The 13,223-nt window shown below is 68.7% G+C and carries 11 protein-coding genes; 5 read left to right on the plus strand and 6 right to left on the minus strand.

From position 1 onward, the window contains the following. Positions 1-21: 21 nt before the first annotated feature. Both BMW26_RS06825 and dxr read left to right on the plus strand, forming a co-directional pair. Positions 22-1,011, plus strand: a complete 990-nt coding sequence (locus BMW26_RS06825) for an FKBP-type peptidyl-prolyl cis-trans isomerase (protein ID WP_056278410.1) — start codon at positions 22-24, stop codon at positions 1,009-1,011. A 36-nt stretch (positions 1,012-1,047) separates the two neighbouring features. After that, entirely contained in the window at positions 1,048-2,130 is a 1,083-nt protein-coding gene (dxr, locus tag BMW26_RS06830) for a 1-deoxy-D-xylulose-5-phosphate reductoisomerase (protein ID WP_072591117.1), read from the plus strand. Between the two features lie 84 nt (positions 2,131-2,214). On the opposite strand, the gene BMW26_RS06835 is transcribed toward dxr, so the two are convergent. The 3 genes from BMW26_RS06835 to BMW26_RS06845 all read right to left on the minus strand — a co-directional run bounded on the left by BMW26_RS06835 (position 2,215) and on the right by BMW26_RS06845 (position 5,283). Further along, positions 2,215-3,837, minus strand: coding sequence for a Mur ligase family protein (locus tag BMW26_RS06835; protein WP_072591118.1), 1,623 nt, complete (start codon positions 3,835-3,837; stop codon positions 2,215-2,217). An 89-nt stretch (positions 3,838-3,926) separates the two neighbouring features. After that, positions 3,927-4,622: a YcnI family copper-binding membrane protein gene (locus tag BMW26_RS06840; RefSeq protein ID WP_072591119.1), complete on the minus strand. Its 696-nt coding sequence runs from the start codon at positions 4,620-4,622 to the stop codon at positions 3,927-3,929. Positions 4,623-4,710: 88 nt separating this feature from the next. Next, complete coding sequence (locus BMW26_RS06845; protein ID WP_072591120.1) at positions 4,711-5,283, minus strand: hypothetical protein; 573 nt, start codon at positions 5,281-5,283, stop codon at positions 4,711-4,713. An 82-nt stretch (positions 5,284-5,365) separates the two neighbouring features. Between BMW26_RS06845 and BMW26_RS06850 the strand changes: the two genes are divergently transcribed. After that, positions 5,366-6,682 (plus strand): M50 family metallopeptidase, encoded by a 1,317-nt coding sequence (locus BMW26_RS06850; protein ID WP_150115054.1) that lies wholly within the window; start codon positions 5,366-5,368, stop codon positions 6,680-6,682. 43 nt (positions 6,683-6,725) lie between these two features. Here BMW26_RS06850 and BMW26_RS06855 read toward each other — a convergent pair whose 3' ends face one another. After that, the gene (locus tag BMW26_RS06855) at positions 6,726-8,609 is read right to left on the minus strand and encodes a chorismate-binding protein (RefSeq protein WP_072591121.1); all 1,884 of its coding nucleotides are present in this window, start codon (positions 8,607-8,609) and stop codon (positions 6,726-6,728) included. Positions 8,610-8,839: 230 nt separating this feature from the next. Between BMW26_RS06855 and ispG the strand changes: the two genes are divergently transcribed. Continuing rightward, entirely contained in the window at positions 8,840-9,991 is a 1,152-nt protein-coding gene (ispG, locus tag BMW26_RS06860; protein ID WP_187249498.1) for a flavodoxin-dependent (E)-4-hydroxy-3-methylbut-2-enyl-diphosphate synthase, read from the plus strand. An 83-nt stretch (positions 9,992-10,074) separates the two neighbouring features. Next, positions 10,075-10,941, plus strand: coding sequence for a hypothetical protein (locus BMW26_RS06865; protein ID WP_072591122.1), 867 nt, complete (start codon positions 10,075-10,077; stop codon positions 10,939-10,941). Between the two features lie 7 nt (positions 10,942-10,948). Here the strand turns inward: BMW26_RS06865 and BMW26_RS06870 are convergent, their stop codons facing one another. Then, complete coding sequence (locus BMW26_RS06870) at positions 10,949-11,575, minus strand: nucleotidyltransferase domain-containing protein (RefSeq protein WP_072591123.1); 627 nt, start codon at positions 11,573-11,575, stop codon at positions 10,949-10,951. Between the two features lie 105 nt (positions 11,576-11,680). Beyond that, positions 11,681-13,096, minus strand: coding sequence for an RNB domain-containing ribonuclease (locus BMW26_RS06875; RefSeq protein ID WP_072591124.1), 1,416 nt, complete (start codon positions 13,094-13,096; stop codon positions 11,681-11,683). Positions 13,097-13,223: the final 127 nt, after the last annotated feature.

Genomic DNA, 13,223 nt, shown 5'->3' on the forward strand with positions numbered 1-13,223 from the left:
CCGCGATCCTGAGGTTCCACTGTGCGCAAGCGTCCGCTTATCGTCCTGTCCACCGTCGCCGCGGCGACCCTTCTGCTGGCCGGGTGCGCCGGAGGCTCGGACCCCGAGTCCACGAGCACTCCTGACCCTGCCGCCGAGACCTCCTGCCTGGCGGACATCGCGTCGGGCGCCGGCTCCGATGCCGTGACCGTCGAGGGATCCGGGGCAGACGCCAAGGTCACGGTGCCGGCGGGCACCGACCTCGCGGAGGCCGAGCGCTCGGTCGTCGTCGAGGGTGACGGCGATGACGTCATGCCCGGCGATCTCGTGTCTCTGCGCTACCAGCTCATCGACGCCACCACCAACGAGGTGCTCAGCACCTCGGAGCGGGGCCCCGACGGGGTACTGTCAGCCCTGCTCGCGGTGCAGCAGCCTCAGCAGATCGTCGACCCGACGCAGTCCACGGTGTTCACGGTGGCGGCCGAGTGCCTCCCGATCGGTTCGAGTGTCGTGCTGACGCTCCCCGCCGCGCAGGAGGGCATGAACCCGAGCGTCCTCTACGTCGAGACGATCGAACAGCTTCCTACGACCGCATCCGGCTCTGACGTCGACGCGACCGAAGGCATGCCGACCGTGAAGCTCGACGACGAGGGCTCGCCGACGATCACGCTCCCGGACTCCGATGCTCCCGCCGAGACGGAGGTGGCCGTCCTCAAGCAGGGCGACGGCGCCGTCGTCGGCGCAGGCGACCTGGTCACTGTGCAGTACCGCGGTGTGAAGTGGTCGGACGGCTCGGAGTTCGACTCCAGCTGGAGCCGGGATGCAGCTCCCTCGCAGTTCCAGACCAGCGGTGTCGTGACGGGCTTCAAGATGGCACTCGAGGGCCAGAAGGTCGGTTCGCAGGTCATCGTCACCATGCCTCCGAAGGATGGCTATGGCGAGGGCGAGATCAACGACACCGATCTGACCGGCGAGACCCTGGTCTTCGTCGTCGACATCCTCGCGACCACGCCGATCGAACAGGCCCAGTAAGACGGAGGGGTCGAGGGCTTGCCATAGGCTGGCGGCATGCGTCGCATCATCGTCCTCGGCTCCACCGGCTCCATCGGCACACAGGCGCTCGACGTCATCCGGGCGAATCCACGTCGCTTCGAACTCGTCGGACTTGCGGCCGGAACGAATGCCGAGATGCTCGCAGAGCAGGCTGCCGCTTTCGGGGTCGAGAACATCGCGCTCGGCGCGACCGAGGCCGAGCAGCTCGTGCGTGACGTCGAGGCTGACGTCGTTCTCAACGCGATCACCGGATCGATCGGACTCGGCGCCACTCTCGCGGCGCTGAAGGCTGGAAGAACGCTCGCTCTCGCGAATAAGGAGTCCCTCGTCGTCGGAGGCGAGTTGGTGCGCGCAGCAGCTGCCCCTGACCAGATCGTCCCGGTCGACTCCGAGCACTCGGCGCTCGCCCAGGCGCTGCGAAGCGGCACGCACGCCGAGGTGCGCCGCCTGGTCGTGACGGCATCCGGTGGTCCGTTCCGCGGCCGTTCGCGTGATCAGATGCTCGATGTCGCGCCGCAGGAAGCGCTCGCGCACCCCACCTGGGACATGGGCCGGATGGTTACGACGAACTCCGCGACGCTCGTGAACAAGGGACTCGAGGTGATCGAGGCGCACCTGCTGTTCGATGTCGCCTACGACGACATCGAGGTCGTGGTGCACCCGCAGTCCATCGTGCATTCGATGGTCGAATTCATCGACGGCTCGACGATCGCTCAGGCGTCCCCGCCCGACATGCGTCTGCCGATCTCGCTGGGTCTCGACTGGCCGAGCCGTGTGGGCGGCGTCGGTCGCCCGCTCGACTGGACTCAGGCGACCTCCTGGACCTTCGAGCCGCTCGACAACGTCGCGTTCCCGGCGGTTGATCTCGCGAAGTCCGTCGGCCGTGCGGCTGCCACTTTCCCTGCGGTCTACAACGCGGCCAACGAGCAGGCCGTCGATGCCTTCCACGAGGGTCGTCTGCCGTTCCTCGGGATCGTCGACACGATCTCTCGGGTCGTCGACTCCCACGAGCCCCCGCAGACGCTGACGGTCGAGTCGCTGGCGGATGCCGAGGAGTGGGCGCGCCGCAAAGCCGACCAGCTCATCGCTCGAGCCTGACTGAACGGTTCTGGGCGGTATTCCGCCCAGGCCGCGCGGTCGACCCGGGCGCGGATGCGGTCGTCGACGGCATCCGCGCCCGGTTCAGTCCTCGTCCGGGTAGGGGACCGGCCAGTGCGAATCGGGCACGGGCCATCCGGCTGCTCGGAGGGCACGACGCGCCAGCTCGCGGGCCGAGTACGGCGTGCGAACGCCCCGGATGTCGCGATAGTCCTGGTGGCCGGGTCCCGCCCACAGGATCGAGTCGCCTTCGCCGACCAGGCCCACGGCCGCCACGATGGCCGTCTCGGGAGGCGAGTACTCATGGATCTGCGCGTCCGGGCGCGCGGCGCGTGCGCCGGCCACGAGAGTGGCTCTGATCGAGTCGGGGTCTTCGAAACGGGGGTGGTGGTCCGTGACGACGAGGATGTCGCTGCCCTCGACGGCCGTGCGCGCCATGTCGTAGCGCTTGCTGGCATCGCGGTCGCCATCGGCGCCGAAGAGCATCAGCACCTTGCCCGGTGTGACACGGCGGACCGCGGCGAGCGTCTTCTCGAACGCGTCGGGGGAGTGCCCGAAGTCGACGAAGACGACCGGGCCGGAGTCGCCGGAGACGAGCTGGGTGCGACCGGGAAGGTGCGCCAGAATGCCACCGTCGCGGTCGAGTGCCGTGGCGATTCGATCCCAGGCGTAGCCGCCCTCGAGCAGCATCACGATGGCGAGTGCTGCGTTCGCGGCCATGTGCGGACCGATCACGGGAACCGTCGTCGTGAGCCTGCCGGCCGGGCCGGTGAGAGTGAACGTGGTGCCGGACGCGCGTTCGTCGTCGATCGCGACGACCCAGTCGGCACGGGCCGCGGCATCGGGGTCGGCGGCGATGGAGGGCGTGCCGACGGTGACCACGGGGATCTCCGAGCGCTGAACGACCGTGGCGCCCGACGGGGAATCGAGGCATACCACTGCGCGGGTCGCTCGATCCGGACGGAAGAGCGGCAGCTTCGCCTCGAAGTACTCCTCCATGTCGACGTAGTCGTCGAGGTGGTCATGGCTGAGGTTGGTGAAGCCGGCGACGTCGAAGCGGATGCCGTCGACGCGATGACGTGAGAGCGCCTGCGCGCTGACCTCGACGGCCACGGCTTCGACATCGCGCTCGCGCATCAAGGCGAGGAGCGCGTGCATCTCGGATGCCTCAGGAGTGGTGAGTCTCGACACGATCACCTCGCCGGCGATGTGTCGTTCGGCGGTCGATGAGAGTCCGGTGACGACGCCGAGCTGGTCGAGGATGCCCTCGAGGAGGTGCGAGACACTCGTCTTGCCGTTCGTCCCGGTCGTCGCGAACAGCAGCGGGAGCGGCTCGCCTGCGCCGGTGCCGTAGACCCAGGCGCTGAGGGCGCCGAGGACTGCGCGCGGGTCGTCCACCACGAGCACGGGCAGGCCCGCGGGTTCGGCGATCTCGGCGCCGTCCTCATCCGTGATGATCGCGACAGCGCCCTTCTCCGCGGCGGTGACCGCGAAATCGGCGCCGTGGCGGTTCACGCCTCGGATCGCGACGAACGCCTCGCCGGGGCGGAGATCGGCGGTGGCCAGGGTGATGCCGGACAGGGTGACACCGGTCACCTCGCCACGGACGTCTCGTGCGAATCGAGAGGCGAGTTCGGACAGCTCACGCCGGGGCGGGTTCGCGGGGCGGAGCACGGGAGGCAGGCTCGGTTGTTGTTCAATCGACATGTCCCTTTCATGATCTCACGCCCGCGGCGCGATGACCGGGTGCGGCACGTCTCCCCGGCCGCATGCGATCGGGGAGACGTGCCGGCGCGTCACGCCGCGCGGCGGTACGCCAGTACTGAGACCACGAGCGCGGCGATGCCGGCGACGAGGCCGCCTGCGCCCAGCGCCGTGCCGACCGCACTCGCGGATCCCGCATCGTCGGCCGCGTCCGCAACGGCGGAGTCTGCATCTCCCGCATCTTCGGCAGAGTCATGCTCGCCGTGCCCGCCGGCAGCGGCCGCGGTCACCTCGACCACGGGAGCGGGCGCGTCGAGGCTGTGCGGGTCCTCGCCGTCCTCCGCGAGCTGTGTCCATTCGGTGCTGCCTTCGACGCAGGTCTGGATCACGGGGAAAGCGAGAGAAGCGGGTGTGTTCTCGTCGAGGCCGACCGCCATGCTGACCGCTCCGCGCAGGTCGTTGGGCACCGGTGTGACGGCGGTGTACGTCACGGCGCTGACGAGTCCGTCGTCGCCCTTCTCGACGTCGATCGTCCAGTCGCTGTCCATGGTGGGCGCGACCGACGCGAGCCCCTCCGGCATCGTGACCTTCAGCGAGGTGGTCGGAGAGTTCTCGCAGCCGTGCGCGAACGAGAAGGTCAGAACACCGTGGTCTCCTGCAGTCAGCTCGTCGGGGCTGACGCTGACGTGCGCGCTGGCCATGGCGGGGATGGCGAGTGCGAGGATGGCACCCCCGATGAGGCCTGCGGTGACGTTGCGACGGGTGGTGCGGGTGTTGGTGGAACGCATGGTGGTACTCCTGTGTGCTGATCTGCGGGCGCGTCGGTGTGCGCGTCGTCCGCGGGAAGGGGAAACGCCTCGGGGAGGCGATGCGAGATCAGACGAGTGCGGGAGGTCCGCGGCGGGAGACCGACGCAGCGAGAAGGTCCTGATCCGGCAGCCGGATCGCGAACACGGGGAGCGCGGGGTGCTCGGACAGAGGCCGGAACACGGCGACCGCGTGACGAAGGCGAGCCTGCACCCATCCGGCGATGGCCCGCACCGACGATTCGCCGTGACACAGCAGCGCAGTGGTGAGGATCGCCGCGGCGACGTGGCCGATGAGCATGAGGGAATCGGGGGCGGTCGTCGCGACCACCGGGCCCAGAGCGGCGAGATCGAGGTGGTGCTGATGTCCCGCCGGTGCCGCCGTTCCGGTCGGCGTGCCGAGCAGCTGGAACACCAGGTGGAAGAGCCCCTGGCTGATCAGCACCGTCAGAGCGATCCGCGCGCGAGACATCCCTACGCCGATGAGCAGCGCGGCGAGCGGGACCAGGAGGATCGCCACGGCGACCACGAGGAGCGGATGCGGCGCGGCCCCGCCAGCGGTGGTGTGCGATGCGGCGGCGACGAGAGTCGCAGCACCGGATGCCGTCGCTGCGCGCAGAAGTCGCAGCTGGCGGGAGGTCACGGGACAAGCCTAACCGTGCGAGGCGGTCGCCCCGTGCAGCTCTCGGGGCGTATTCCTAGGCGTCGAGCACTAGCTTGGGGGAGTGGAAGCACTGCTCTATCTGGCCGGCATCGTGTTCATGCTGATCGGCCTCGGTCTGTCGATCGGTCTGCACGAGGTCGGACATCTCCTGCCGGCCAAGCTGTTCGGCGTGCGCGTCGGCCAGTACATGATCGGCTTCGGTCCGAGGATCTGGTCCAAGCGAATCGGCGAGACCGAGTACGGGTTCAAGCTGCTGCCGCTCGGTGGCTTCATCTCGATGTCGGGGATGTACCCGGCTTCCGCCGCATCGGGGCCTGCGAAAGGGGTGTTCAGCGCTCTCGTCCAGGACGCACGGACGGCGAATGACGAGACGATCGCCGAGGGTGCTGAGGACCGCGTCTTCTACCGGCTTCCCGTGTGGAAGCGGGTCATCGTGATGCTCGGCGGTCCGCTGATGAATCTGATCCTCGCGGTCGTGATCTTCACCGTCCTCGTCTCCGGGATCGGCGTCCAGCAGGGAACCACGACGATCGCTTCGGTGAACGAGTGCGTGCTCCCCGCCGGCTCATCGGCGACCGAATGCACGCCGGACGATCCGGCCACGCCCGCGGCAGAAGCCGGGATCCTCCCGGGCGACGTGCTCGTGTCCGTGGACGGGCAGCCGGTGTCGACGTTCGCTCAGGCGACGGCCATCGTGCAGGCGGCGCCGGGCGAGACCCTGGAGATGGTGGTGCTGCGGGACGGTGCCGAGGAGACGCTCAGCATCACGCCTATCGAAGCTGAGCGCACCATCACGGATGCGAGTGGGCAGCCCGTCCTCGACGACGACGGGCAACCCGTCGTGCGAGAGGTCGGCTACGTGGGTATGGCCGCTCAGATGGGCTTCGTGCCGCAGCCGCTCTCCGCCGGCCCCCAGATGGCCGCGGACACCGTCGCCCGCGTGGGGTCGATGATCGTCACCCTTCCCGTTCGGATCTGGGACGTGGGCGTCTCACTGGTCACCGGTTCGGAGCGGGACCCGAATGGACCCCTGAGCGTCGTCGGGGTCGGACGCATCGCCGGTGAGGTCGCGGCGACCGATGCGCCGGTCCTCAATCGGTTCTCCGTGCTTCTCGGACTTCTCGGCTCCCTGAACGTGGCCCTGTTCGTGTTCAACCTGATTCCGCTCCTGCCGCTCGACGGCGGTCATGTCGTGGTCGCCCTGTGGGACGGCATCAGGCGCGCCTGGGCGAAGCTGTTCCGTCGTCCGCCGCCCGCGCCCGTCGACGCGACCAGGCTCGTGCCGCTCACGGTCGTCGTCGCCACGCTTCTCATCGCGATGGGGGCCGTGCTGCTCCTCGCCGACGTGTTCAACCCCGTGAAGCTCTTCGGAGGTTGAGCGGCCGGTGCGGCCGATCCACCGGACTGCGCCCGGTCGAGGATCAGCTGAGCGCGTGCGTGACCAGGCGCTCGAGAGTGCGGATGCCGTCGCGGGACAGGATCGATTCCAGGTGCCCCTGCACCGACGCGAAGCGGTCGCCGCGAAGCGCATAGACGTCGCCTGATTCCGGGTCTGCCGACACCTCGACCGAGCCGATCGACGTCGTGCCCGGAGCAACCCTGGCGGTGAAGGTGTTGTAGAAGCCGATCGAGGCGTTCTCGCCGAACACGGGCACCGCCTTCTGCAGCCCCTGGTGGGGCGCCGTGAGGGGTGTCAGTTCGATGCCGAAGCGATCACTGAGGATCTGGTGGCTCAGGCACACCGCGAGCAGTGGCGCCTCGGCGTCGACACGTCGGGACACGACCTCACGCAGTCGAGTGATGCGGTCGCTCTCGACGTCACGGGGGTCGCCGGGGCCCGGACCCGCGACAACGAGGTCGGCCGCATCGAGCTCCGCGTCGTCGGCGTCGCTCCAGGCGCGGATCGCGACGTCGAGTCCCAGATGGCGCAGCTGATGCGCCAGCATCGTGGTGAAACGATCCTCTGCATCGACGACGATCGCCGATCGCCCGGCGAAAGGACCGCTCAGGTCGTCGCCCTGCGGATTCAACCAGAAGTCCGCGAGCCGCGCATTGCGGGAGGAGAGGAGCTCCGAGACCGCGGGGTCGTCGGCAAGCGTCTGCGGCCGACCCGGGGCGTCCGCGTCGTCGCGGGCTTCGGCGACGCGGTCTCGGTCGATCGCTCCGATCGCGCCGAGCACTCCAGCGGCCTTGCCATGCGTCTCCGACACCTCGCCGTGGGGATCCGAGTGCCGAACCAGGGTCGCACCCACCGGAACGCTGAGCGATCCGTTCTGCAGGTACACGGTTCGGATGAGGATCGGGGCGTCGAGATCGTGACCACCGTCGACGTTCGGAGTGAACAGTGCGGCGACGCCCGAGTAGTATCCGCGGGGCTTCTTCTCGTGCCGGCGGATCACCGCGCATGCGTTCTGCATCGGCGAGCCCGTCACCGTCGGCGCGAACATCGTCTCGCGCAGGATGTCCCGCGGGTCGAGCGTGCTGCGCCCGCGGAGCATGTACTCCGTATGCGTGAGGCGGGACATCTCCTTCAGATGCGGGCCGGTGATGCGCCCACCGTCGGAGCAGACGGCGCTCATCATCTTGAGCTCCTCGTCCACGACCATGAAGAGCTCCTCGGTCTCCTTGGTCGACGAGAGGAAGTCCACCAGGGTGTCCCGAGTCGCTCCGCCGGCCGGGTGGCGGAAGGTGCCCGAGATCGGGTTCATGGTGACGACGCCGCCTCGCGCGACGACATGCGCCTCGGGGCTCGCGCCGACGGCGATGTGTCCGGGCGTGACGACCGCGAAGGTCCAGTAGGCGCCGCGTTCGTGCGTGAGCAGGGCGCGGAACCAGGTGAGGGCCGCGGCTCGGTCGTCGACGTCGATCTCTGCGGTGAAGTCGCGGCGGATCACGAAGTTCGCGCCCTCGCCCCGTCCGATCTCGTCGGCGATCACGGTCTCGACGATCCGGGCGTAGTCGTCGTCGGCGATGTCGAAGCCGCCGTCACGAAGGGGGACAGGGGCGGAAGGGAGTTCGGCGACCAGTTCGGAAGCCGGGAGATGCAGATGCTCGTCGACCACGATGCATCGCAGCGGCGCGCCGTCGTCTTGGGCGACGAACCCGCGCTCGCGCACCTGGCGGTACGGCACCATGGCGAAGATCTCGCGGGGGGTGCCCTCGATCGTGAGCGGGATGTCGGCGAGCAGGTCGACGTCGACGACCTCGCCTGTGAGCAGCTCGACGGTGTCGGCGCCGTCGCGGGCGATCAGCACGAACGAGGCCGTGGGATCTGCGGTGAGCTCGGCAAGACGTGAGAGGGTCATCGGTGTCTCCTGTGCGTGGCTCCGGCTCGGCTCAACGAAAAGACCGCCCCGGAGGCGGTCTGGATTCGTGGGAACGCGAACACACCGCCTAAGAGGCGGGCCACCAGGTGAAGTTCGCGAGCATGGGCTGAAAACTATCACACCGAACGCCGCGTTCCCGGTCGTATGACGCGCATCCGAGCCGGGCGACATCCAGCCTGTGTGCATTCAGGCGGCGTAGGCTGGGGGTTGTGCCAGCAGTGAATCTTGGGATGCCGAAGATCCCCGAAGTCCTCGCCCCGCGCCGCAAGTCTCGCCAGATCAAGGTGGGCAAGGTGCTCGTGGGTGGTGACGCTCCCGTCACCGTGCAGTCCATGACGACGACGAAGACGACGGACATCAACGCGACCCTCCAGCAGATCGCCGAGCTGACCGCGTCCGGATGCGAGATCGTCCGTGTCGCCGTCCCTCATCAGGACGACGCCGACGCGTTGAAGATCATCGCCATGAAGAGCCAGATCCCGGTGATCGCCGACATCCACTTCCAGCCGCGCTACATCTACACCGCCATCGATGCGGGATGCGGCGCCGTGCGTGTGAACCCCGGGAACATCCGGGAGTTCGACGGCAACGTCGGCAAGATCGCGGAGGCGGCCAAGGCCGCGGGTGTCTCTCTGCGGATCGGTGTCAATGCCGGGTCGCTCGACCGGCGCATCCTCACCAAGTACGGCAAGGCGACGGCTGAGGCCCTCGTCGAGAGTGCCGTCTGGGAGGCGTCGCTGTTCGAGGAGCACGACTTCCACGATTTCAAGATCTCGGTCAAGCACAACGACCCGATCGTCATGGTGAAGGCCTACCGCCTGCTCGCCGAGCGGGGCGACTGGCCGCTGCACCTCGGTGTGACTGAGGCCGGTCCGGCGTTCCAGGGCACGATCAAGAGCGCCACGGCGTTCGGCATCCTGCTCGGTGAGGGCATCGGAGACACCATCCGCGTCTCACTGTCCGCACCGCCGGCCGAGGAGGTCAAGGTCGGTCACCAGATCCTGCAGTCGCTGAACCTGCGAGAGCGCAAGCTCGAGATCGTCTCGTGCCCCTCGTGCGGGCGCGCGCAGGTCGACGTGTACACGCTCGCCGAGAACGTGACCGAGGGTCTCAAAGACATGACGGTGCCGCTGCGCGTCGCCGTCATGGGATGCGTCGTGAACGGTCCCGGCGAGGCGCGGGAGGCTGACCTCGGGGTCGCCTCGGGCAACGGCAAGGGACAGATCTTCGTCAAGGGCGAGGTCATCAAGACCGTGCCGGAGGCCGACATCGTCGCGACGCTCATCGAAGAGGCGAACCGCATCGCGGCCGACATGGGGCCGGAAGCGCCTCTCGGCACCGCGCAGGTCGTCACGGTCTGACCGCGGAGCGTTCCCTCGCTCGGACTCGAAAGCGGGTCCTGTCGGCGGGGACGGCGACCATCCAGCACACCTCAAGGAGCTCCATGTCCTCGTCAACTGTCGTGTCCTTCGCCGGTGGCGACGTCTCGGGTTCGAGCACCGTCGCGCGAGTCGAGTCGACTCCCGCGGGTGTCGTCGTCGTCGTCGACGCGACGCCCTTCCACCCCGTCGACCACACCTGGCCCGATCAGCCGGGAGACGGCGGCGAGATCGCGCAGGACGGTTCGAGTGTCCGCGTCTCCGAGGCTGTGATGGCAGCGGTCTCCGACGAGGGCGAGTTCGCCGTAGCATCCGACATCCCGGTGAAGCGCGGCGCCGAGGGATGGACATGGCTCGTCGGTCATCCGCTGGAGGGGGAGGCCCCGTCCTGGCTGGTCGAGGGCGCACGTGTCGAGCTGGCGGTCGATTCGTCCCGGCGGGCTGGTCTCAGCCGCGGACATACGGCCTGCCACCTCGCGTCGTTGGCGCTCGACCTGGCTCTCGCCGACCTCTGGCGAAAGGACCCGGGCGAGGATGCTCTGGGCAACCCGAACTTCGAGGGGAAGGCCAATCAGTCCAGCCGCATCCACGTCGACGGTGCTGTGGACGAATACCGACTGGGAAAGAGCCTGCGCCGGGCAGGCTTCGACACGGAGACCTTCGCGACGACGCTCGCTGAGCGCGAGGCGGCGATCAACGCTCAGCTGGCCGAATGGGTGGCCTCCGGCGCATCGAGCAGGGTGGTGACCGAAGGCCCGACGATCGTGGACCGCCGTACTTGGCACTGCGACCTGCCGGAGGGCACGGCCGAGATCCTCTGCGGCGGCACGCACGTGGCGTCCCTCGCCGAGTTCGTCTCGATCTCAGTGACACTCGACCTGACCGATCCGCAGCTGCTGGTCATGACGACGCGGGCCGTGCCCGCATCCTGAGCCCCGCTCAGCGCACGAAGCCGCTCTGCACCCGGCCGCCCGCGCGGATGAGCTCGTCCTCGACCCGGGCGGCGAAGGCGGCGTAGTCCCGCGCGAGCAGAGGGGTGCTCAGGAGGTCGGCACGCTCGCGACTGAGGCTCCGAAGCCGTCGCGGAAGCCACTTGCCCGTCGCCGTCCAGCGTCCTTCGCTCAACAGCATGAGCTCCGCCATCCTCTCGAACAGGACGGTGGCCTCGACCTGCTGCTCCAGCGCATCCGTCGCATCCCTGAGATCGTCGAGCACATCGGTGATGACGTATCGGCGAAAGGCGGACTCCTTCGCGCTCAGGGAGGGGCCGTCGTCGAGCACGCTCCGCCATCGAGCGCGCAGCGCGGAGAGGCGACCGTCGTCTCGGATCGCGATGCCTTCGACGAGCATGTGCACCGTCACCGGTCGATGCTGTGCGACGCCGCGGTCGGCCCACTCGTCGAATCCCGCCGGGGTGTATGCGAAGACCTCGAAGATCTCGCCCTCGAACTCGTGCGTCGAGGCCTCACTCGTCTGCTCCTCGACCGCGAAGAGGCGGTCGCCGAGAAGCAGCAGATCGATGTCGCTCGATGGCGTCCGCTCACCGCGCGCGGTGCTCCCCGCCACTACCGCGACGTCTGCCCGGGATAGTGAGCGTCGACGAATCGTTCAGCGATGGCGAGGTGGTCCACGCCGCCAGCGTAGCGTCCCTCCGCGTGTGTTCCGAGAGAGTCAGACGGCGAACTCGATCTCACCTCGGGTGACGTCCACCCGCTCGACACGGAGGCGCACGATCGCGCCGGGGACGGTGTCGGGCGGCACAGGGGCGGAGGCCGTCACGGCGGGATCGGCGATCTGGACGGTCGCGCGCTCACCGCGCATCTCGATGACGGTCGCGTCGACGGATGCGCCGACCAGCGGTGTCATCAGCGCAGCCTCGACGCAGTTGATCGTCGCGGAATCGAGTCGGGAGGCACGCTGGCCGGACTCCTGCATCAGTGCAGGAAGCTCGGCGAGGGACTCGCGCACCCAGCCCGGAACCTCGCGACCCTCGGATGCGGCGAGGCAGACAGTGAGCGACCAGCGGTCGACGAGACGCCGCAATGGTGCGGTGGCATGAGCGTAGGGGGCGGCGATCGCCGCCTGTTCCGTGTCGGGCGGTACCGGGCCGTCGAAGGTCACATACCCCGCTCCGCGGAACAGGGACGCCGCAGCTTCGAGGATCGGGAGGGTCATGGGGTCTTCGCGGTCCAGCTCGCGGAGGTAGTCACCATACCTGCCGGTCGTCCACGGCCGGCCGAGGGCCTCGGTCTGGTGGCGGAACGCCTCGAACGACTTCTCATCGGGCTGGGGCATCGTCCGCAGGATCCCGATGCCTGCGTCGATCATGAGCGACGCGGCTGCCATGCCCGTCATGAGCGACAGCTGAGCATTCCATTCCTCGACAGGAAGCGGATGCCGGCGTTCGATGGCGAAGGTTCCGTCGACGCCCCGCACGACCTCTTCGTCCGGCAGGTTCAGGCTCGCACCGCCCCGCAGCTTCTCCTGCGCGATGCGGAGCGCGCCGATCTCCGGCAGGAGCTCGGCGGGACCCGCCTCGCCCTGATCGAGTGCCGCCTGCGTGCTGGCGTAGTCGAGCTGCGCGCGCGAGCGGATCAGCGCTCGTTCGAGCCGGAACTCCTCGACGACTCCCGCGGAATCCAACGCGAAGGTCCAGACGAGCGCGGGGCGATCCACATCGGCCAGCAGTGACGCACGATCCTCGCTCAACACCTTCGGATGCAACGGGATCGTGCCGTCCGCTGCATACAGGGTCTGACCTCGCCGACGGGCTTCCGCATCGACAGCGCCGCCCGGTCGCACGAAAGCGGGTACATCGGCGATCGCGTAGCGGACGGTGTAGCCGGATTCCCGGCGCTCGAGGTGGAAGGCCTGGTCGAGGTCGCGCGACCCGAGCGGATCCAGGGTGGCGAACGGGATGTCGCGCAGATCGAGCTCTGGGGTGGCAGCATCCGAGGCTGCAGCCTCCGCCAGGACCGCCGCAGGGAAGTCCGTGGGGGCGCCCAGAGATTCCCGCAGGGTGGCGAGCGCGACGGCGAGCTCGGTCTGCGCGGCTGACGGAGCAACGTGGGATCGGCGCTGAGGCATGACCCCACACTAGATCCTTCGCTTTCGCGAGCCGGTGCCGTCGGGGCAGCACCGCGGGAGCCGAGTGGCCGAGCCGTCAGCCGCAGCGATGCGCACCACCCGGAACCTGAGATTCGCGTGTCCGTCC

Origin of the sequence: Microbacterium sp. 1.5R, from assembly GCF_001889265.1 — a bacterium.
Lineage (GTDB): Bacteria > Actinomycetota > Actinomycetes > Actinomycetales > Microbacteriaceae > Microbacterium.

Coding starts and splice junctions, on each gene's coding strand:
- BMW26_RS06835 (WP_072591118.1), bottom strand. CDS start 3,837: ATGTCGATTGAACAACAACCGAGCCTGCCTCCCGTGCTCCGCCCCGCG.
- BMW26_RS06865 (WP_072591122.1), top strand. CDS start 10,075: ATGTCCTCGTCAACTGTCGTGTCCTTCGCCGGTGGCGACGTCTCGGGT.
- dxr (WP_072591117.1), top strand. CDS start 1,048: ATGCGTCGCATCATCGTCCTCGGCTCCACCGGCTCCATCGGCACACAG.
- BMW26_RS06840 (WP_072591119.1), bottom strand. CDS start 4,622: ATGCGTTCCACCAACACCCGCACCACCCGTCGCAACGTCACCGCAGGC.
- BMW26_RS06855 (WP_072591121.1), bottom strand. CDS start 8,609: ATGACCCTCTCACGTCTTGCCGAGCTCACCGCAGATCCCACGGCCTCG.
- BMW26_RS06875 (WP_072591124.1), bottom strand. CDS start 13,096: ATGCCTCAGCGCCGATCCCACGTTGCTCCGTCAGCCGCGCAGACCGAG.